The 19,312-nt window shown below is 64.0% G+C and carries 21 protein-coding genes; 11 read left to right on the top strand and 10 right to left on the bottom strand.

Going from position 1 to position 19,312, the window contains the following annotated elements; translation table 11 throughout:
* Nucleotides 1-198 precede the first annotated feature (198 nt).
* A complete protein-coding gene (locus AZKH_RS26955) occupies nucleotides 199-1,080 on the top strand; it encodes an EAL domain-containing protein (protein WP_015436850.1) in 882 nt (293 codons plus the stop codon).
* Here AZKH_RS26955 and AZKH_RS16100 read toward each other — a convergent pair.
* The 7 genes from AZKH_RS16100 to xseA all read right to left on the bottom strand — a co-directional run bounded on the left by AZKH_RS16100 (nucleotide 963) and on the right by xseA (nucleotide 8,342).
* Nucleotides 963-3,263 (bottom strand): bifunctional diguanylate cyclase/phosphodiesterase, encoded by a 2,301-nt coding sequence (locus AZKH_RS16100; protein WP_015436849.1) that lies wholly within the window; start codon nucleotides 3,261-3,263, stop codon nucleotides 963-965. The genes AZKH_RS26955 and AZKH_RS16100 overlap by 118 nt on opposite strands.
* 4 nt (nucleotides 3,264-3,267) lie before the next feature.
* Nucleotides 3,268-3,681 carry an FIST N-terminal domain-containing protein gene (locus AZKH_RS16095; protein WP_015436848.1) on the bottom strand — a complete coding sequence of 138 codons (414 nt, stop codon included), beginning with the start codon at nucleotides 3,679-3,681 and terminating at the stop codon, nucleotides 3,268-3,270.
* A 339-nt stretch (nucleotides 3,682-4,020) separates the two neighbouring features.
* Entirely contained in the window at nucleotides 4,021-4,200 is a 180-nt protein-coding gene (locus AZKH_RS27320; RefSeq protein ID WP_015436847.1) for a hypothetical protein, read from the bottom strand.
* Nucleotides 4,201-4,329: 129 nt separating this feature from the next.
* On the bottom strand, nucleotides 4,330-5,013 hold the full coding sequence (locus tag AZKH_RS16090) for an alpha/beta hydrolase (protein WP_015436846.1): 684 nt from the start codon (nucleotides 5,011-5,013) through the stop codon (nucleotides 4,330-4,332).
* 27 nt (nucleotides 5,014-5,040) lie between these two features.
* Entirely contained in the window at nucleotides 5,041-6,051 is a 1,011-nt protein-coding gene (locus AZKH_RS16085) for a sulfate ABC transporter substrate-binding protein (RefSeq protein WP_015436845.1), read from the bottom strand.
* Between the two features lie 170 nt (nucleotides 6,052-6,221).
* Complete coding sequence (locus AZKH_RS16080) at nucleotides 6,222-6,809, bottom strand: superoxide dismutase (RefSeq protein WP_015436844.1); 588 nt, start codon at nucleotides 6,807-6,809, stop codon at nucleotides 6,222-6,224.
* Between the two features lie 156 nt (nucleotides 6,810-6,965).
* Complete coding sequence (gene xseA / locus AZKH_RS16075; RefSeq protein WP_083903091.1) at nucleotides 6,966-8,342, bottom strand: exodeoxyribonuclease VII large subunit; 1,377 nt, start codon at nucleotides 8,340-8,342, stop codon at nucleotides 6,966-6,968.
* A 304-nt stretch (nucleotides 8,343-8,646) separates the two neighbouring features.
* Here xseA and AZKH_RS16070 point away from each other — a divergent pair, with 304 nt between their 5' ends.
* The 7 genes from AZKH_RS16070 (at nucleotide 8,647) to AZKH_RS16040 (ending at nucleotide 13,748) form a co-directional block, all read left to right on the top strand.
* Nucleotides 8,647-9,258 (top strand): MotA/TolQ/ExbB proton channel family protein, encoded by a 612-nt coding sequence (locus AZKH_RS16070; protein WP_015436842.1) that lies wholly within the window; start codon nucleotides 8,647-8,649, stop codon nucleotides 9,256-9,258.
* 11 nt (nucleotides 9,259-9,269) lie between these two features.
* Nucleotides 9,270-9,689, top strand: coding sequence for a biopolymer transporter ExbD (locus tag AZKH_RS16065; RefSeq protein WP_015436841.1), 420 nt, complete (start codon nucleotides 9,270-9,272; stop codon nucleotides 9,687-9,689).
* A 38-nt stretch (nucleotides 9,690-9,727) separates the two neighbouring features.
* Entirely contained in the window at nucleotides 9,728-10,741 is a 1,014-nt protein-coding gene (gene lpxK, locus AZKH_RS16060; RefSeq protein ID WP_015436840.1) for a tetraacyldisaccharide 4'-kinase, read from the top strand.
* A complete protein-coding gene (locus tag AZKH_RS16055; protein ID WP_015436839.1) occupies nucleotides 10,722-10,913 on the top strand; it encodes a Trm112 family protein in 192 nt (63 codons plus the stop codon). The genes lpxK and AZKH_RS16055 overlap by 20 nt, the downstream gene beginning before the upstream one ends.
* Before the next feature lie 2 nt (nucleotides 10,914-10,915).
* Nucleotides 10,916-11,692, top strand: a complete 777-nt coding sequence (gene kdsB, locus AZKH_RS16050; protein ID WP_015436838.1) for a 3-deoxy-manno-octulosonate cytidylyltransferase — start codon at nucleotides 10,916-10,918, stop codon at nucleotides 11,690-11,692.
* Nucleotides 11,693-11,755: 63 nt separating this feature from the next.
* Nucleotides 11,756-12,409 carry an adenylate kinase gene (adk, locus tag AZKH_RS16045; RefSeq protein ID WP_015436837.1) on the top strand — a complete coding sequence of 218 codons (654 nt, stop codon included), beginning with the start codon at nucleotides 11,756-11,758 and terminating at the stop codon, nucleotides 12,407-12,409.
* Between the two features lie 82 nt (nucleotides 12,410-12,491).
* The gene (locus tag AZKH_RS16040; protein ID WP_015436836.1) at nucleotides 12,492-13,748 is read left to right on the top strand and encodes a 6-phosphofructokinase; all 1,257 of its coding nucleotides are present in this window, start codon (nucleotides 12,492-12,494) and stop codon (nucleotides 13,746-13,748) included.
* Nucleotides 13,749-13,756: 8 nt separating this feature from the next.
* Here AZKH_RS16040 and AZKH_RS16035 read toward each other — a convergent pair whose 3' ends face one another.
* The gene (locus tag AZKH_RS16035) at nucleotides 13,757-14,386 is read right to left on the bottom strand and encodes a YbhB/YbcL family Raf kinase inhibitor-like protein (RefSeq protein ID WP_015436835.1); all 630 of its coding nucleotides are present in this window, start codon (nucleotides 14,384-14,386) and stop codon (nucleotides 13,757-13,759) included.
* Nucleotides 14,387-14,473: 87 nt separating this feature from the next.
* On the bottom strand, nucleotides 14,474-16,009 hold the full coding sequence (murJ, locus tag AZKH_RS16030) for a murein biosynthesis integral membrane protein MurJ (RefSeq protein WP_015436834.1): 1,536 nt from the start codon (nucleotides 16,007-16,009) through the stop codon (nucleotides 14,474-14,476).
* A gap of 112 nt (nucleotides 16,010-16,121) precedes the next feature.
* On the opposite strand from murJ, the gene rpsT reads away from it, so the two are divergent.
* A complete protein-coding gene (rpsT, locus tag AZKH_RS16025) occupies nucleotides 16,122-16,388 on the top strand; it encodes a 30S ribosomal protein S20 (RefSeq protein ID WP_041656278.1) in 267 nt (88 codons plus the stop codon).
* A 122-nt stretch (nucleotides 16,389-16,510) separates the two neighbouring features.
* Here the strand turns inward: rpsT and AZKH_RS16020 are convergent, their stop codons facing one another.
* Entirely contained in the window at nucleotides 16,511-16,795 is a 285-nt protein-coding gene (locus AZKH_RS16020; RefSeq protein ID WP_015436832.1) for a DUF3579 domain-containing protein, read from the bottom strand.
* Nucleotides 16,796-17,156: 361 nt separating this feature from the next.
* Between AZKH_RS16020 and AZKH_RS16015 the strand changes: the two genes are divergently transcribed.
* Together AZKH_RS16015 and argF are read left to right on the top strand one after the other, a co-directional pair.
* The gene (locus AZKH_RS16015) at nucleotides 17,157-18,329 is read left to right on the top strand and encodes an aspartate aminotransferase family protein (protein WP_015436831.1); all 1,173 of its coding nucleotides are present in this window, start codon (nucleotides 17,157-17,159) and stop codon (nucleotides 18,327-18,329) included.
* A gap of 10 nt (nucleotides 18,330-18,339) precedes the next feature.
* The gene (argF, locus tag AZKH_RS16010; RefSeq protein WP_041656276.1) at nucleotides 18,340-19,263 is read left to right on the top strand and encodes an ornithine carbamoyltransferase; all 924 of its coding nucleotides are present in this window, start codon (nucleotides 18,340-18,342) and stop codon (nucleotides 19,261-19,263) included.
* Nucleotides 19,264-19,312 lie beyond the last annotated feature (49 nt).

The following is a 19,312-nucleotide window of genomic DNA, read 5'->3' as shown; positions in this document are numbered from 1 at the left end:
TTGAATGAAGTCTAATTGCGCGGCCTTGTGCTCCGTAAATAATAAAAAACGGGCTGGTTATTCGAATTTCTGCTAAGGCGTACGCCGGCGAATCCCGGATCGCTGCAATGTTCTGCAGGATTTCTTGGTTCGTTTCGCAGCTGGTGCGTCATAGAGTTCTCCGCATCCATTTAGATGTAGCAGCAACGGGAGCGGGACATGACAAAAACGACATTGCAGGCACCGGACCGCGTACGCGAATTCCTCGATCGTCTGCCGCTCGAACGGCAGGCGGGCAAGCAGTTGCGCCGTCTCGCCGACGGCGGGGTGGTCGGAGACTGGTTCGGATGCGAGTTGTCGAGCGTGTTCCAGCCGATCGTCGATCCGCAGCGGCACGTCGCCATCGGCCACGAGGCTTTCCTGCGTTGCCTGGGAAGTGGCGAACGGGACCTGTCGCCCTGGGTGCTGTTTTCGGCAAATGCGGACGACGACCGCCTCGTGGCGCTCGATCGCTTGGCCCGCACGGTGCATGCGCTCAATTACATCGCGTCGGTAGGCGGCGACGGCTTGCTGTTCCTCAATGTGCACGGACGGCTGCTGGCGGCCGTGGCGGGCGACCACGGCGCGGCCTTTCGCAAGGTGATCGATGCGCTGGGGCTGCCGCCCGAGCGGATCGTCATCGAGGCGCCGGCGGTGGCGAGCCGACAGATCGACTTGCTGTCCTTCGTGCTGCGCAACTACCGTCACAACGGCTTCCAGGTCGCTGTGAACGTCGAATCGGTCGCGCAGTGGCAAAGGCTGTCGGCAGTCGTGCCGGCGCAGTTCGTCAAGATCGACGCGGCGACGCTGCTGGAGGATAGCGCTGCGCAGCGCTTGTTCGACCGTCTGCATGAATCGGTGGTGCCGCCGACCGTCATTGTGAAGCGAATGGAGTCCGTCGGCGACGGCGAGTGGCCGGCGGGCGTGCTGGTCCAGGGCTTTGGCTACGGTTTGCCATCCGCGCGGCCGTCAAAGGCAGCACCGGGGCATGCGGACGACCCTGTCCCGCCGCGAGGCCGAGTGTCCATTTGCTCGACGGGGCCCGGGCGTCCGAATAGATAGCCCTGGTAGCCCTGGCAGTTGTGGGCGGCGAGGAAGTCGAACTGGGCAGCGGTTTCGACCCCTTCGGCGATCACTTGCAGGCCCAGGCTTTCGGCAAGGGAGATGATGGCATGGACGATGGCGCGGTCGTCTGCATCGTCGGCGATGTCGCGCACGAAGCTCTGGTCGATCTTGAGTTGATCCAGCGCCAGCCGTTTGAGGTAGGCGAGCGACGAATACCCGGTGCCGAAGTCGTCAATCGAAAAGCCGACGCCATCCTGCTTCAGCATCTGCATCGTCCTGACCACATGTTCGATGTCTTCCAGGACGTAGCGTTCGGTCAGTTCCAGCTTCAGACGCGCGGGATTCGCACCGCTGCTCCGCACGGCCATGCGTACATGTTCGACGAAGTCGGGCTGGCGGAACTGGCGGGCGCTGATGTTGACGGCCAGTTGCAGGTCGCGGGTCTCGGGGGCGTCGGACCACGCGGCGAGTTGCCGGCACGCCGTGTCGAGGACCCAGCGCCCGATCGGCACGATCAGGCCGCTGTCTTCGGCGACGGGGATAAAGTCCGCCGGCAAGATCATCGGCTGTCCCGGAGGCCGCCAGCGCAGCAGGGCCTCTGCGCCGATCAGGCGACCGGCAGCGTCCACCTGGGGCTGGTAGTGCAGAACGAATTCGTCTGCGGTCAACGCCCGCCGCAGCCCGGCCTCCAGTCTGACGCGCGCTTCGACCGCGGCCTGCATCGCCGGGTTGTAGAAGCGGACCGCGTTGCGGCCGGCGTCCTTGGCCTGGTAGAGGGCGAGGTCGGCCTGTTTGAGCAGGGCCTCGGCGTCTTGCGTCGCATGATGGAAGAGCGTGACGCCGATGCTGGGCGTGACGTGGTGGATTTCTCCTTTCAGGATCACCGGCCGCGAGATCGCGATGCTGAGCTTTGCCGCGATCGTTTCGGCGACGTTGGCGGCGGTGAGTTGTTCTTCGTTGAGGCCTTCGAGCAGGACGACGAATTCGTCGCCGCCGAGCCTTGCTGCGGAGTCGGCTCCCCGGATCAATTCGCGCAGCCGCCGCGCGACGTGGATCAACAACTCGTCGCCAATGTCGTGACCGCGAGTGTCGTTGAGCGTCTTGAAGTGGTCGAGGTCGATCAGCAGCACGGCGCCGAATTGGCCCGAACGGGCACTGGCCGCAATAGCCTTGTGCAACCGGTCGAGCAGCAGGCGCCGGTTGGGTAGGGCCGTGAGCGGATCGTAGAACGCGAGCTCGAGGAGCTTGCGTGTGGCTTCGCGGGGTTCGCTGATGTCGGCGTAAGTGCCGAGGTAATGCGTGATCTTGCCGCCGGCGTCGCCGATGCCGGAGATCGTCAACCATCCGGGAAAGATGCCGCCATCCTTGCGCCGGTTCCAGATTTCGCCTTCCCAGCGGCCTTCGTGGGCGATCGCCTCCCACATGTTGCGGTAGAAGGTGGCGTCCTGACGGCCGGAATGCAGCAGCGCCACCCGCTTGCCGATGGCGTCTTCCGCGGTGTAGCCGGTGACGTCGGTGAAGGCCTGGTTGACCTGCATGATCGTGCCCTCGGCATCGGTCACGATCATCCCGTCGCGCGACTGGAAGGCCACGGCCGCGATGCGCATCTGCTCCTCGGCCCGTTTGCGGTCCGTGATGTCCTCGATCATCACGATGATGCCGCCGACGACGCCGTCGGCATCGTGCCAGGGATGGATCTCGCGGCGCATCCAGCACGTGCCACCATCGGGCAGAGGGAGTGCCTCGTCGTCGCAACGTCCGGTGTCTTCGGCGACGCAGCGGAGCAGGATCTCTTCCCAGCGGTCGGTTGTCGTGAGCCGGATCTCGCGGTAGTTCCGGCCGACGACGTCGTGGAGCTTGACCTGGCGCTCCTGAAGCCAGCGGCGGCTGGCGAAGAGGTAGCGCAGCTCGCGGTCGAACATCACGATGCCTGCGGGGGCGTTGTCGATGAACAGACGCAGCTTGTTGTTGGCTTCGGTCAATTCCTGCGCGCTGACCTCGAGCGCAGTCTCGAGCAGCCGCCGTTCGCAATCGGCGTCGTGGTAGGCGTCGTCGACCGCCTGCAGCAGCGCACCCCAGTCGCCTTCGGCTGCGATCTCGGCACCAAAGATGTGTCGCAGCTGGCGCCGGAGCAAACGATGCGTCGCATGGGGCGCCGCAGGCGAAGGGGCGGGCTCCATCCGGTTACTCGCTCAGCGTTGTCAGCGTCATCGACTGGTTATGGAGCTGGCAGCGGACCACCTTGTTGAGTGGGGCGAGCTCGCCGTAGGAATAGAAGCCCGTGATCGTGGCGATCGGGCCGAGGCGTTCCGGCACGATGTCGAGCTCCTCCTCGGTCACTTGGCCGAGCACGAGCCGCCGGTCCACCGCGGTGACGACGATATCGCCGTCGGAGATCTCGATGTTGTTGATGTTGCCCGAGGAACTGCAGCCGACAATGTGGGCCACCGGGAACATTCGGCGGAGGTCTGCGTAACAGGCGGATTCCCGAAAATAGGCAGCGTCTGCGAAGGCGAACACGAGATCCGCGGCGCCCGAGGAGGTCGGCGACGTCTCCCATCCGTCATTAGAGGTCCAGCGCAACTGGTGGATTTCCATGGGCGAACTCCCTGTGGCGCGTTCTTCTTGGCAGCTTTACCAGTCGATGGCTTGGGCCGCTAGATTGCCGACGAGAATATCCATCGTGCCTAGTGCACGGAAATACCGGGAGGCGTGTAATTATGCGTACCGTATCGGGCCGACTTGGCGGCCCGGAAGGGGCATTGTGCGGAAACTGCGCGGTTGAGGCGGGACTCAGGAAGAGCTTTCGCCCGTCGAAGCCGACCAGGCCAAGAAGCTTCCCGTACGCTTCGCGGCACGATGCTCACGATGTAACTCCGGTAAGCCATCGCCGGGGGGGACCCGACTGAAGCGAACTGGTTCGCGGGCGAAGGCGAATCAGACGTGCGCGCCGCCCCAACCCAAGAACATCACCAGAGCGAACAGGATCAGTCCGATCAGCGCCCACCATAACTGGCGCGTCACGTAACGTTCCTTTTCCTCCTCGTCGCGTGGATCGGGTGCCGCGGGCACGGTGGATTCCTCTAAAACATGACTGGTACGGAGAAAAGTCTTCATCGCGCTTTCCCGTCAGCGCAGCCGAAGTCCGTGTGATATTGGACGAAGCGACCGAGGCCGGCGTTCGCGCCGGGCAGTTCTGCGACTCGCCAGAACGCGATTGTCGTCGGAGCCCTGGGAGAGGATGTCCTATGCCACATCATTCCGCTGCGACTCGAGCGACGCGCGCGTATGGTGCCGCAGCCGCGCCAGTGCGCTGCGGCGCCCCTTGTGCGACACCTTGGCACCGCCGATCGCGCCCAGCGGCAAGTCCTCGTGCGCCTGCTGCATGCCTTGCAGCAGTTCGAGGCAGTACGGCCACGGCCCGAAGCCGGAATCGACGTTGATGTGACCGGCCGCACCGATGCTGATGAAACGGCTCCCCCAGCGATCCGCCCAATACGCGGCGACGGTCAGCCGCACCCATGGATCGTTGGTGCTTGCGATCACCGCACATGGGAATCCGAGCTGTCCCGAGGGCAGCCATGGGCCGAGCGTGTCTCCGTGGTGCGCTGCCTCCTCGGCGAGCCCCAGCGGTCCGAAGCGCGCCGGGTCGGCGGGGGCCACCAGCAGCGCTCCTGCGACCCGCTCGGGGCGATCGGCTGCCGCGACGACGCTCGCGAGGCAGCCGAAACTGTGCGCAACGATCCACACCGCGTGCGACGCTTCGTCGATCTCCCGACGCACGGCGCCCGCCCAGCGCGCCAGCACCGGCGCCTCCCAGTCGATGCCGCCGACGCGCCGCGCATTCGGCAACTGCGCCTCCAGCCAGGTCTGCCAGTGGTCGGGGCCGCTGCCATGAAAGCCCGGAACGATCAGCGTCGTGTGTCGCATCGAAGTCCTCCCCGGTGCCCTTAGCCATTATCTTGCGAAGATCTGGTCGAACACGCCGCCGTCGTCGAAGTGCGCCTTTTGCGTCTTCGCCCAACCGCCGAACAGGCTGTCGATCGTGAAGGTCTTCACCTTCGGGAAGCGCGCCACGTCCTTCGGATCGGCCAGTTCAGGCTTTGCCGGACGGTAGTAGTGCTGCGCGGCGATCTTCTGGCCGGCGGGCGAATACAGATAATCGACATAGGCTTTCGCGATCTCCGCCGTCCCGCGCTTCGCTGCAACGCCGTCGACCACCGTCACCGGCGGCTCGGCGAGAATCGACACCGACGGCACGACGATCTCGAAGTTCTCCGGCCCGAGCTCGTTCACCGACAGGATCGCCTCGTTCTCCCACGCGAGCAGCACATCGCCGATGCCACGCTGCACGAACGTGTTCGTTGCGCCGCGAGCCCCCGAGTCGAGCACCGGCACATGCTTGAAGAGTTCCGTCACGAACTCCTTCGCCTTCGCGTCGTTGCCGCCCGGTTTCTGCAGCGCATAGCCCCAAGCCGCCAAGTAGTTCCAGCGTGCGCCGCCGGACGTCTTCGGATTCGGCGTGATCACCTCGACGCCCGGCTTCACCAGGTCGCCCCAGTCCTTGATGCCCTTCGGATTGCCCTTGCGTACGAGGAAGACGATCGTCGAGGTATAGGGCGCGCTGTTGTTCGACAGCCGCTTCTGCCAGTTCGCCGGGATCTTCCCCGTCTTCTCGGCGATGACGTCGATGTCGTAGGCGAGCGCGAGCGTCACGACGTCCGCCTCCAGTCCGTCGATCACCGCGCGCGCCTGCTTGCCCGAGCCGCCATGCGACTGCTTGATTGTGACGTCCTGGCCGGTCTTGGCCTTCCAGTACTTCGCGAATTCGGGATTGTAGGCCTGATAGAGCTCGCGCGTCGGATCGTACGAGACGTTCAGCAGCGTCGTTTCGGCGTGAGCGAAGCCGGCGAGGCCCGCGGTGAGGGCCACGGCGAGCAGGGCGCGGCGCAGAGGATTGAATTTCATCTTGATTTTCTCCGTTGAATGCAATTCGATGGAGAAAATCTACCGTTGCGCGCTTATAACCTGAACGAAGAAAAACAGAAAAGCATATTCACAAAATACAAAACCTCCGGTCTTTCGACGCGGAGGTTCTTGCTGCCGGATCCGTGTGATCCGGCTCAGCGTGCTGCGACTCAGCCGGCGAAATTCTTCGCGGCGAAGTCCCAGTTTGCCAGGCTGTTCAGGAAGGTCGCGACGAAATCAGGACGACGATTGCGATAGTCGATGTAGTAGGCGTGTTCCCAGACATCGATACAGAGCAGAGCCTTGTCGCCGGTCGTCAGCGGGGTGCCTGCGGCGCCCATGTTGACGATATCGACGGCGCCGTCGGCCTTCTTCACCAGCCAGGTCCAGCCCGAGCCGAAGTTGCCGACAGCGGAGGCCGTGAAGGCCTTCTTGAAGTCCTCGAACGAACCCCACTTCGCCTTGATCGCATCGCCCAGCGCGCCCGTCGGCTCGCCGCCGCCGTTCGGCTTCATGCTGTTCCAGAAGAAGGTGTGGTTCCAGACCTGCGCGGAGTTGTTATACACGCCGCCGGCCGGCGCCTTCTTGACGATCGCTTCGAGGTCGAGGTTTTCGTACTCGGTCCCCTTGATCAGGTTGTTCAGGTTCGTGACGTAAGCTTGGTGGTGCTTGCCGTAGTGGAATTCCATCGTCTCGGCCGAGATGTGCGGCGCGAGCGCGTCCTTGGAATAGGGCAGGGGGGGCAGCGTGTGTTCCATTTTTTATCTCTCCTTCCGTTTGAGGTAGGTTTGTTGGGGGTCAAAGCTTGACCATTCTAGTCGGGCTTTAACTCCCCATGCAATCCCGCAACGAAGACGAAGCGACGGTAAAGCCGTGCCGAGGCCATCCGGCGAACCGGACGGCAGTCGGCACAATCATGCTTCCGTGCTATTCACAATAGCATGGAGCCGTCCGGATGCGAGTTCCACCGAAACCTCCGCGCCCGCGGCGGTATCGTCAGCTGAACGCAGGATTCGCCCCTCGGCGTCGCGTGTGATGCTGTAGCCCCGTGCCAACACCGCCTGTGGGGCGAGGTGCTGCAGATGGGCGGCGAGAGTGGCGAGTCGCTCCGTCCGCAAACGCAGATGCATTTCGCGTGCCTGAGCCAGCCGCGACGCCGCCCGCGCGCAACGTTCCATGTCACGCCGAAGATCGGGTCGCCGGGCCGTCAGACGCAAGCGCAGAATCTCCTGGCGCGCGCGCAGCCGTTCCAGCCGGCGATGCATCGCCGCACTCAGCCGTGCTGCCAGCCGTTCATGCCTTTCCCGCGCCTGTTGCAGCCGTTCGCGCGGATGGAGCAAGCGCAGCGCCGCACGGTCCAGACGCTGCGCATGAGAGTTGAGCTGGCGCCGCATCGCGCCACCAAGGATGCGCTCCAGTTCCGCCAGCCGAGCCTCGGCCGCGTGAAACCCCGCACTGGCAAGCTCTGCGGCGCCCGTCGGCGTCGCCGCCCGGACGTCTGCGACGAAGTCCGCAATCGTGAAATCCGTTTCGTGTCCTACGCCGCTGATCACTGGCACCGCGCAAGCCCGAATCGCGCGCGCCAGGCCCTCGTCATTGAAGGCGCACAGATCCTCGATGCTTCCGCCGCCACGCACCAGCAGCACCAAGTCGATGCCGTCGCCGGCGGCGCGTGCGGAGGCCGCGAGCAGGGCGTCGGCAAGCCGGGCACCGGCCCCGTCGCCCTGCACGGGTGCCGGGTACAGCACGATTTCGAGCTGGGGCGCACGCCGGTAAAGCGCGGCAAGGACGTCGCGCCAGGCTGCGGCCGCGGGCGACGTCACCACGCCAATACGGCGCGGATAACGGGGCACCTCGCGTTTGGCCGCGACATCGAACAGGCCCTCTGCCGCAAGCTTTTCCTTCAAGCGCAGGAAGGCCTCGAACAGGTTTCCCTGGCCGGCCTGCCGCAGGCCCTCGACGCTGAGCTGGAAGTCCCCGCGCACCTCGTACAGGGACACCAGCACGCGTGCCTCGACATGCATGCCGTTTTCCGGACGGAAGGGCAGCAACTGGGCCCTGTTGCGCCACATCGTGCAGCGAACCTGCGCGTTTTCGTCCTTCAACGTGAAGTAAAGATGGCCCGATGGAGCGCGCGTGAGGTTGGAAATTTCTCCGCTCACCCATAACAGCGGAAAACGCCGCTCGAGAGTCTCTCGGGCGAGGCGATTCAATGCGGAAACGCTGAGCGGACGCTGAAATTCGCGCCCTTCGAAATCTCCGCCGGCAGTTATCGATACGTCGTTTTGCATGGCCGCGATTGTAACGGAATCCACAAGCGGGGCGGCTTGTCAATTGTTTCCGACGAAAACCGCTCATTCGCGATGGTATTTTATAAGTATCTGTTTTTATGCAACTAATTTGTTGCCTAATTTTTCATCGAAGCGTCGGAATGCTTGTTGCGCCAGAGAGTTAGGGATTTTTTGACGAGCAATCCACAAACTTATCCACAGCTTTTGTGGATTCTTGCTGGAGGCGATGACATTTGCGTGCCCTATTGCCCTGCAAGACACGGGGCGCTAAAGTTCCGCTTTTCCCTCTGCGGAGTCTTGTCGCGTGTTTGCGCTCATCCAGGCTGTTGGCTGGCCGATCTGGCCGCTGCTGCTGGCGTCTGTCATCGCCGTTGCCCTTATCATCGAACGTTCGGTGACTCTGCGCAGGTCCAAGGTAGTTCCCTCCGGCCTGCTCGACAAGGTACTCACAGATCTGCGCCAAAAGGGCGTCACCGCCGACATGGCCGGGCGCGTCGAGGCACATTCCCCGCTGGGCCGCGTTCTCGCCGCAGGGCTCCGCAATGTCAGCAGCTCCCGTGAAGTCATGAAGGAGGCGATCGAAGAGACCGGTCGCGCCGTCGCCCACGAACTGGAGCGCTTCCTGACGACGCTCGGCACCATCGCATCGATCAGCCCGCTGATGGGGCTCTTCGGCACCATCGTCGGCATGATCGACATCTTCGCTGCGCAGGGCGCAACGGCCGGCTCCAGCCCGCAGCTCCTGGCCCAGGGTATTTCGACGGCGCTCAACAGCACCGGTCTCGGACTGATCATCGCGATCCCGTCGACGATCTTCTGGCGGCACTTCCGCGCCCTGATCGACAGTTTCGTCATCGATATGGAACAGCAGGCGATCAAGCTGGTGGAAGTCGTCCACGGCGAACGCCGTAGCTGATCGGGGGCAGCGTGAATTTCCAGCGCGACCGGCGTAACGAGGCGCCCGAGATCAACCTGATCCCGCTGATCGACGTCATGTTGGTCCTCATCATCTTTCTGGTGCTGACGACCTCGTATTCCAAGGTTGCCGGGCTTGAAATCAACCTTCCGACCGCCGAATCGGCCGGCGCGCAAGAAGCACCGAACGAGGTGATCGTCGCGGTCAGCGCCGCGGGCGACGTCATCGTCAATCGTGTACCGGTAGGGTCGCGGGACATCAACCTGATCGCGACTGCACTCGGCAAGGCCACGTCTCCCGGAGTCAAGGATCCGGTCGTGGTCATCAATGCGGACGCCAAGTCGCCGCACCAGAGCGTCATCGATGTGATGCAGGCTGCCCAGCGGGCCGGGCTGCCGCATATCACCTTCGCCACCCAGGCTCCGCAGTGAGCCCCGCGTCGCGCACGCGGCGGCGCTAGTTCTCCGGCATGTCCCGCAGGGCCCCCGCGTTCTGGCAGTCGCGCAGCTTCGCGTCGGCCGCACTGCTGCCGCTTGCCGCGCTTTTCGGACTGATCGCAGCCGCGCGGCGCGCCTTGTTCCGTCTGCGCGCCGTGGCTTCGGTGCGCCTGCCCGTTCCGGTCATCGTCGTCGGCAACATCGCCGTCGGCGGTAGCGGCAAGACGCCGGTCGTGGACTGGCTCGTACGGCGCCTGCGCGAATCGGGCTACACACCGGGTATCGTTAGTCGCGGCTACGGCGGACGTGTGGAGGGGGTCACCCTTGTTCCGCCCGACGGCGATCCGGCCCTCTATGGCGACGAGCCGGTTCTCCTCGCCCGCATTACCGGCTGCCCACTTGCGGTGGGTCGGGATCGTCCCGCGGCGGCGCAGGCATTGCTGCGCGCCCATCCGGACTGCAACGTGATCGTCGCCGACGACGGCCTGCAGCATTACCGGCTGGCGCGGGATATCGAGATTGCCGTCGTCGACGAAGTCACTCTCGGCAATTGCCGGCTGCTGCCCGCCGGGCCCTTGCGCGAGCCCGTATCGCGCCTGCGCTCGGTCGACCTCGTGATCGCTCACGGGCCGCTTTCCCCGTCGCTTGCGGCGCAGATCGACGAACGCCCGACATTCCAGATGCGCCTCGAAGGGCACGAGCTGCTCATGCTGGGGAAGCCCGGGGAGCGTCGCGCTCCGCGGGAGTTCGTCGGCAAGCGCGTTCACGCGATCGCCGGAATCGGGCGTCCCGAACGGTTCTTTGCGCAGCTCGGCGAAATGGGTCTCGATGTCGTGCCGCATCCCTTCCCGGACCATCACGTCTTCGTTTCGTCGGATCTCGATTTCGCGCCGGACGAGGCGAAGATCCTGACAAGCAAGGATGCGGTAAAATGCGCCTCCTTTGCGCCCGCCGACACTTGGGAATTTCCCGTGACGGCGACCATCGCCGCGGGCGCCGCCGAAATCATCCTGGAGAAACTGTCGCATGGACGCCAGACTGCTTGAAATCCTCGTGTGCCCGCTCTGCAAGGGGCCTCTCGACTTCGTCAAGGACAAGCAGGAGTTGGTCTGCAAGGCTGATCGCCTCGGATTCGCGATTCGCGACGGCATCCCCGTGATGCTGGCGGAAGAAGCGCGCCAGCTCTCCGCTGAGGAAGTGGACGCGCTGCGTCGCTGATCATGGCGGACTTCAACGTCGTCATTCCTGCGCGCTACGCCTCGACGCGTTTGCCGGGGAAGCCGCTCGCCGACATCGGCGGCAAGCCGATGGTCGTGCGGGTGCTTGAGCAGGCGCGCAAGTCCGGTGCAGCGTCCGTGTGGGTGGCGAGCGATGACGAGCGGGTGCTCGACGCCGTGCGCGTCGCCGGCGCCGATGTGCTGATGACGCGTGCCGACCACCCGAGCGGAACGGACCGTCTCGCGGAAGTCGTTGAGGCGCTCGAGTGGTCCGACGATGCAATCGTCGTAAACGTGCAGGGCGACGAACCGCTGATCGATCCGGACTTGATTCGGGCGGTCGCCGAGGCACTGGCAGCGGACCCCGATGCGGCGATTGCCACGGCCGCCCATCTGATCACCGACGCGGGCGAGTTCTTCAACGCGAACGTCGTGAAAGTCGTGTGCGATGCGCGCGCTCACGCGCTGTATTTTTCCCGGGCACCGATCCCCTGGCCGAGAGACGCGTTTGCGGCGGATCGCGGTTCCGTGCCGGAAGGCTTGCCCGTGCAGCGGCATATTGGGATCTACGCTTACCGGGTCGCGTTCCTGCGCCGTTACGCCGAGCTCGCGCCTTCGCCGCTGGAGGGATGGGAGGCGCTCGAGCAACTGCGGGCGTTGTGGCACGGCTACCGCATCCGCGTCCTGTCGGTGGCCGAAGCACCTGCCGCGGGTGTCGATACGCCGGAAGACCTTGCGCGCGTCAGGGCGGTGTTTGACCGTCAGGAACGAGTCGAGTAAGTTTTAGTCTTTGATTTCACATAACGATGCGGCTTGCTGGCCGCATAACGGGAGGGTTCTAAAATGAGACTGATTCTGTTGGGGCCGCCGGGGGCCGGTAAGGGCACGCAAGCCAACTTCATCAAGGAAAAATTCGGTATTCCGCAGATTTCCACCGGTGACATGCTGCGCGCCGCCGTCAAGGCCGGCACACCGCTGGGCATCGAGGCCAAGAAGGTCATGGACGCGGGTGGCCTCGTGTCCGACGACATCATCATCGGCCTGGTGAAGGATCGCCTGCAGCAGGACGACTGCAAGTCCGGCTACATGTTCGATGGCTTCCCGCGCACGATCCCGCAGGCCGACGCGATGAAGGAAGCCGGCGTGCCGATCGATTTCGTGCTCGAAATCGACGTGCCCGACAGCGAGATCGTCGAGCGCATGAGCGGTCGCCGTGTTCACGTTGCATCCGGTCGCACCTATCACGTCAAGTACAACCCGCCGAAGGTTGCGGGCAAGGATGACGTAACGGGCGAAGACCTGATCCAGCGTGATGACGACAGCGAGGAGACCGTGAAGAAGCGCCTCGAGGTTTACCACGCGCAGACCAAGCCGCTGGTTGAGTACTACACGAAGTGGGCTGCCTCGGGTGCCGCGGCTGCGCCGAAAGTTCGCAAGATTGCGGGCCTCGGTGCGGTGGACGAAATCACCGCCCGCGCCTTCGACGCGCTGAAGTAAGTACGCATCGTCGCGATCACGCGGCGAGCGACGGGGTGTCCCCGTTTGCTCGCCGCGTTTTGTTTTTGCCAGGAAGAACCAGATGAGCAAGGCGAACCTGCTCTACGCGCAATCGGGCGGAGTCACTGCGGTGATCAACGCGAGTGCCGCGGCCGTGATTGAAGCCGCCCGCGGGCGTCCGGATGTCGTCGGAACGGTCCTCGCCGCCCGCCACGGCATTCTCGGCGTGCTGGCCGAGGATCTGGTCGACACTGCCGGGCTTGCCCCCGATGCCCTGCAGGCGCTTGCCCATACGCCCGGCGGCGCTTTCGGCTCCTGCCGCTTCGATCTCGATCCGCCACAGGACAACCCTGCGCAATACGACCGGCTCTTCGCAGTCCTGGCTGCCCACGACATTCGCTACTTTCTCTACAACGGCGGCAACGGTTCGATGGATACCGTCGCCAAGATTTCCGCGGCGGCGCGGGCGCGAGGGTATCCGCTCGTCTGTGTCGGCATTCCGAAGACGGTCGACAACGATCTCGAAGGTAGCGACTGCTCGCCGGGCTTCGGCTCGGCCGCGAAGTATGCCGCCACCGCGATGCTCGAGGCCGGGCTCGATCTGGCCGCGATGTCCAGCCGGGTAGGGCGCGCGTTCGTACTCGAGGTCATGGGGCGCAACGCGGGGTGGATTGCCGCGGCGACCGCGCTCGCTGCCCGCGGCCCGGATGAGCCGCCGCACATCATTCTGATGCCCGAGGTGCCCTTCGACGAGGATGTCTTCCTCGATGCGGTGAGGGCGACGGTCGAGCGTCTGGGCTACTGCGCGATCACGGTTTCGGAAGGCATTCGGCGCGGCGACGGTTCGCTGTTGATGGAGCAGGACCATGACAGCAAGGGCCACGTCCAGCTCGGCGGGGCGGGGCAATGCATCGCTCGGCTGATCCAGGCGCGCCTCGGCTACAAGCATCACTGGGCAATCCCGGACTACCTGCAGCGCGCAGCCGGGCATCTCGTCTCCGCGACCGATTACGCTCACGCGATGGCAGTGGGCGCCGCGGCCGTGGATTTCGCACTGCAGGGTCAGGACTGTGTAATGCCCGCGATACGGCGCCTGGGCGACGCGCCTTACACGTGGGATGTCGTGCTCGTCCCGGTTAGCGCGATCGCGAACCTGGAGCGATGCGTGCCGCCGGCATTCATCCGTGCCGACGGCCTGCATGTCACCGATGCGGCCCTGACGTACTTGAGGCCGCTGATCGAGGGCGAAATCTCCCCGGCCTTTCGCGCCGGTCTGCCGGATTACGCGCGCTTCGAGCTACCGGGCGTGAAGCGCGCGTTGCCGCCGTATCGCCCTTGACGTCTGCGTCAGTCGGCGAGGGCCGGATTCAGTGTGTAGGTCCCGGTCAGGTGCGCTTCGGCGAGCACGTGTCCGGCGATCGCATTTCGCACCTGTGCGCCGGTGAACGGTGCCTCCAGTGCACAGTGATCGATGTCCAGCGCGTACAGCGTGAAGACGTAATGGTGGAGCAGTTCGTCGTTCCACGGCGGGCAGGGGCCGTCGTAACCGTAATAGTTGCCGCGCATTGACTCGTCGTTGGCAAACCAGGCCGTGTAATCGTTGATCCCTTGGCAACTGCCGAGCGGGCCTTCAGGGCCGGGTTTCCCTGCCGGAACGACTTCCTGCGAAAAGCTGCCGGCGCCGATTTCCCGCAGATCCGCCGGCAGATTGACGGCTACCCAGTGGAAGAAATCCACGCGCGGCAGGCTCGTCGGCACGCTGCGGCCCTCCTGATTCACGTCGTCCCCTCGGCTCGGCACGTCCGGGTCATGGCAGACGAGCGCGAACGAACGTGTCCCCTCGGGTGCGCCGGACCAGGCGAGATGCGGATTGCGATTGCTGCCGAGGCAAACATGTCCCTCGGATGCCGGGATGCAGAATGCGAACTCGCCGGGAATGCGCGCGCCGTCGACGAAGCTTTGACTGGTCAATTTCATGCCGCTCGACTCCTCTAGTGTCCGTCCGTGAAGGTGTTCGAATCGGCTTCAATTGTAGTGCGGCGGCGCGGCTTGCGCCGCCGTTATTCAGGCTGCGCGACGGCGGAAATCCCCGGGCCGGAATCCCGTTGCATACAGCATGGCGAAGTAGGCTCCGATACCGGCGGCGACGATCGCCGACAGTCGTAGCACGCGCGCCATCGATCCCTGGTCGAGCCAGGACGCCTCGCTGCCCATGCCGAACCAGAGCACGGCCGCAAGCACGGTCAGTGCAGCGAACAGGCGCAGGCCGAAGGCGCCCCATCCCGCCATCGGCCGATATACCCCGCGTCGTCGCAGCCCTCGGAATAGCAGGCCCGCATTGAGCATCGACGCCAACCCGATCGACAGGGCCAGTCCCGCATGCTTCAGCGGACCGACGAACGCGAGGTTCATCGTCTGCGTGGCGGCGAGTGTGACGAGGGCGATCTTGACCGGCGTGCGAATGTCTTGGCGGGCGTAGAAGCCTGGCGCCAGGATCTTCACCATGATCAATCCCGTCAGCCCGACACTGTAGGCGACCAGCGCGGTCCGTGTCTGGAGTACGTCGTCGGCGCCGAAGGCTCCGTGCTGGAATAGCGTCGAGATCAGCGGCACTGCAAGGATCGCCAGTGCCAGGGCTGCCGGCAGCGTCAACATCAAGGTCAGGCGCATGCCCCAGTCGAGCAGCGACGAAAATGCCTCGGGCTGCTCGTCCGCATGGAGCTTCGACAGGCTCGGCAGCAGGATCGTCCCGAGGGCCGCGCCCAGCAGTCCGGAGGGGAATTCCATCAGTCGGTCGGCGTAGTACAGCCAGGACACGCTTCCCGTCGGAAGGAAAGACGCAAAGATCGTATTGATGATCAGCGAGATCTGGCTCACCGAAACGCCCAGGATGGCCGGCAGCATCAACTTGCCGACGCGGCGGACGCCGGGGTCGTCCAACTTCAGCTCGAAGCGCGGCATCATGCCGATGCGGGCGAGGGGCCATAGCTGGAGGGCGAGTTGCAGCGCTCCGCCTATGATCACCGCCCAAGCGAGTGCAATCACCGGCGGGTCGAAGTAGGGCACCGCGAACAGCGCCATTACGATGAACGAAAGGTTGAGCAGCACCGGCGTGACAGCCGGAATCGCGAATCGGCTCCATGTATTGAGTACGCCGCCGGCCAGGGCCACGAGCGACATGAACAGGATGTACGGGAACATGATGCGCGTGAGTTCGACCGTCAGTGCGAACTTGTTCGGCTCGTCCGTGTAGCCGGGCGCCGTCACCTGGATGATCAGTGGCGTCGCGACGATTCCGGCGAGCGACACCAGTGCCACGACCAGCGACAGGGCGGTCGCGACGCGATTGAGGAGATGATGCGTCTCGTCGGGGCCGCGCCGGTTCTTGTATTCCGCGAGGATGGGAACGAAGGCCTGTGAAAAGGCGCCTTCGGCGAACATTCTTCGCAGGAGATTGGGTAGGCGGAATGCGACAAAAAAGGCGTCGGTTGCCAGTCCTGCCCCAAAGGCGCGGGCAATCACGAAGTCGCGCACGAAGCCGAGGATGCGCGACAGCATGGTCATGCCGCTGACGGTTACGAGGGCGCGCAACAAATTCATCTTGGCGTTCCGGGCAAAGGACGCAATGATAGCCGTTGCTGCCCACTTGCGCGTGACGATGCAAAGCGGTACACTCGCGCGCTCTCTAGAACTAACCAACGGAAGAACACATATGGCCAATTCGGCACAAGCCCGCAAGCGCGCCCGTCAGGCGGTCGTGGCTCGCGCTCACAACGGCAGCCTGCGTTCCCGTCTGCGTACCGCGATCAAGGCTGTGCGAAAGGCTATCGCGGGTGGCGACAAGGTCGCGGCTCAGTCCGTTTTCCGCACCTCGATGAGCACCATCGACAGCGTCGCGGACAAGAAGATCATCCACAAGAACAAGGCTGCTCGCCACAAGAGCCGCCTGTCGGCCGCGGTCAAGTCGATGGCTGCCTGATCTGCCGGCGTTGGGTGGCAAGTTAAAACGGCGACCTAGGTCGCCGTTTTGTTTTTTTGGATGCCGGGAAGTTCGTTGCCCGATGCGTGCGGCGCGTAGTAGCGCCGATCAGGCGTCGTCGATCAGACGTTGTCGATCGGCTCCATCTTCAGGTTGTTGTCGTTCGCGAAATTGATCAGGAATTTGTATGCGAGCGGCTCGATGTCGTAGAGGCGTGCATCGACGACAACCGTCTTCTCCCCCTTCAATGTGCAGCCCGGACGCACATACGGCGAATACATCATCCGGTGGTCCGAGCCGAACGCGGACATGATGCCGCACAGCCTGTCGGCCCAGTCGCTGGGACGAAAGGTCTTTCCTTCTCGCGTGACCCCGATGATGACGAAGCTTTCGATCAATTGGCTCATATGTCGCGAAATGCAAGCTGCGGGGGATGTTTCCGGGATGCGGCGCTTTGGGTGGGGTGTGTCTCTATTCTTCTTGTGAGCGCGTCGCACAAAACGGGCTGAATTCTAGCAGAAAAGCCCTGCCGGATTTCAGTATGCGGTCGACTATTCCGGAATGCGGGTGCGCGCGGGGTCGAGCGTTTGTTGCGAGCCCGGATGGCGTAATGCCGTTTGCGGTCTCCAGGAAGGTTCTGCCTGTTCCGCGCAAGTGGGGCTGCAGCCTATACAATCCGGGCGCTTTCGCTTAACATCGTTCCCTCAATCCTCCACGGCGGCGCCTGCCGCCGTGTGCATTTTGGCTTCATCCTGATCGGGGTCTCCCATGTCGCATCTCATGAATACCTACGCCAGACTGCCGGTGGCCTTCACGCACGGCGAGGGCGTCTGGCTCTTCGATGAGACGGGCAAGCGCTATCTCGATGCCCTTTCGGGCATTGCCGTGTCGACGCTCGGGCACAACCATCCGCGCTTGGTGCGCGCGATCGCCCAGCAGGCCGCCAGCGTGCTCCATACATCGAATCTCTATCGCATCCCTCTGCAGGAAGAGCTCTCCGACCGGATTGCCGCCTTGTCGGGAATGGATGAAGTGTTCTTCTGCAACTCGGGTTGCGAAGCGAATGAGGCTGCGATCAAGCTTGCGCGCTTTTACGGCCACAAGATCGGCGTCGAACAGCCTGCCGTCATCGTGATGGAAAACGCCTTCCACGGACGCACGCTCGCGACCCTGTCGGCGACCGGTAACCGCAAGACGCAGGCCGGCTTCGAGCCCCTCGTCTCCGGTTTCCTGCGCGTGCCGTACAAGGACATCGGTGCGATCCGCGCCGTCGGGGAGCACAACCACAACGTCGTCGCCGTGATGCTCGAAATGATCCAGGGCGAAGGCGGCATCAACATTGCCGACGACCAGTTCCAGCGCGAACTACGTGCGATCTGCGACGAGCGCGGTTGGCTGATGATCTGCGACGAGGTGCAGTGCGGCATCGGTCGTACCGGGCAGTGGTTCGGCTTCCAGCAGGCCGGAGTCAAGCCCGACGTCATGACGCTCGCCAAGGGGCTGGGTTCCGGCGTGCCGATCGGCGCTTGCGTGACCACCGGTCGCGCCGCCGGACTATTCGGTCCGGGCAACCACGGCTCGACCTTCGGCGGCAATCCGCTCGCGTGTGCTGCCGGCCTCGCAACCCTTTCGGCCATCGAAGAGGAAGGTCTGATGGCCAGCGCCGTCAGCGTCGGCGATGCGATTTGCAACGGCATGCGCGAAGCGCTCGCAGGCGTTTCCGGCGTGGTCGATATCCGCGGCCGCGGCCTGATGATCGGCATCGAACTCGATCGCCCCTGCGGTGATCTCGTGCGGCAGGCGCTCGATGCCGGTCTGCTGATCAATGTCACCGCGGAGCGTGTGATCCGGCTGCTGCCGGCGCTGACCTTCAGCGAGCAGGATGCCGCTGCGCTCGTTTCGCTGCTGGCTCCGCTGGTGCGCAAGCACCTGGGTCAATAAGGAGCGCCCGATGAATCCACCCAGGCACTACCTGCAATTCAAGGACTTCACGCGCGACGAATACCAGCACATCTTCGAACGCACCCGCTGGATCAAGGACAAGTACAAGCGCTACGAGCCCTACCATCCCCTGTTCGACCGCACGCTGGTGATGATCTTCGAAAAGGCCAGCACGCGCACGCGCCTGTCTTTCGAGGCCGGTATCCAGCAGCTCGGCGGCTCGGCGATCTACCTCAATACGCGCGACTCGCAACTCGGCCGCGGCGAGCCCGTCGAGGATGCCGCCCAGGTGATCTCGCGCATGAGTGACGTCGTGATGATCCGCACCTTCGAGCAGGACATCATCGAGCGCTTCGCCGCGCACTCGCGCGTGCCGGTGATCAACGGCCTCACCAATGAATATCACCCCTGCCAGATCCTGGCGGACATCTATACCTTCATCGAGCACCGCGGCTCGATCCAGGGGAAGACCGTCGCGTGGGTCGGTGACTCCAACAACATGTGCAACACCTGGCTGCAGGCTGCCGAGTTGTTGGACTTCAATGTGCACGTCTCCACGCCTCCGGGCTACGAGATCGAGCCGAAAGTTGCGGGCCTATATGGCACCGATCACTTCCGGCAGTTTGCCGACCCGATCGAGGCCTGTCGCGACGCCGACCTGGTCACGACGGACGTGTGGACGTCGATGGGCTTCGAGGCGGAGAACGAAGCACGCATGAAGGCTTTCGCGGACTGGTGCGTTGACGCGGAAATGATGGCCGCAGCACGTCCCGATGCCCTCTTTATGCATTGCCTGCCCGCGCACCGCGGCGAGGAGGTCACCGCCGAAGTCATCGACGGACCGCAGTCGGTCGTCTGGGATGAGGCGGAGAACCGACTGCACGCGCAGAAGGCGTTGATGGAATACCTGGTGCTCGGCAAGGTCGAAGACTGATCGAGCCCGTCGTTGCGAACCCCGGTCGTGCAATCCCGGCGGCCACCAA

It is taken from the genome of Azoarcus sp. KH32C (assembly GCF_000349945.1).
Classification (GTDB): domain Bacteria; phylum Pseudomonadota; class Gammaproteobacteria; order Burkholderiales; family Rhodocyclaceae; genus Aromatoleum.
The sequence above is the reverse complement of the archived record's forward strand: the minus strand, read 5'-3'. Positions and strand labels throughout refer to the sequence as shown.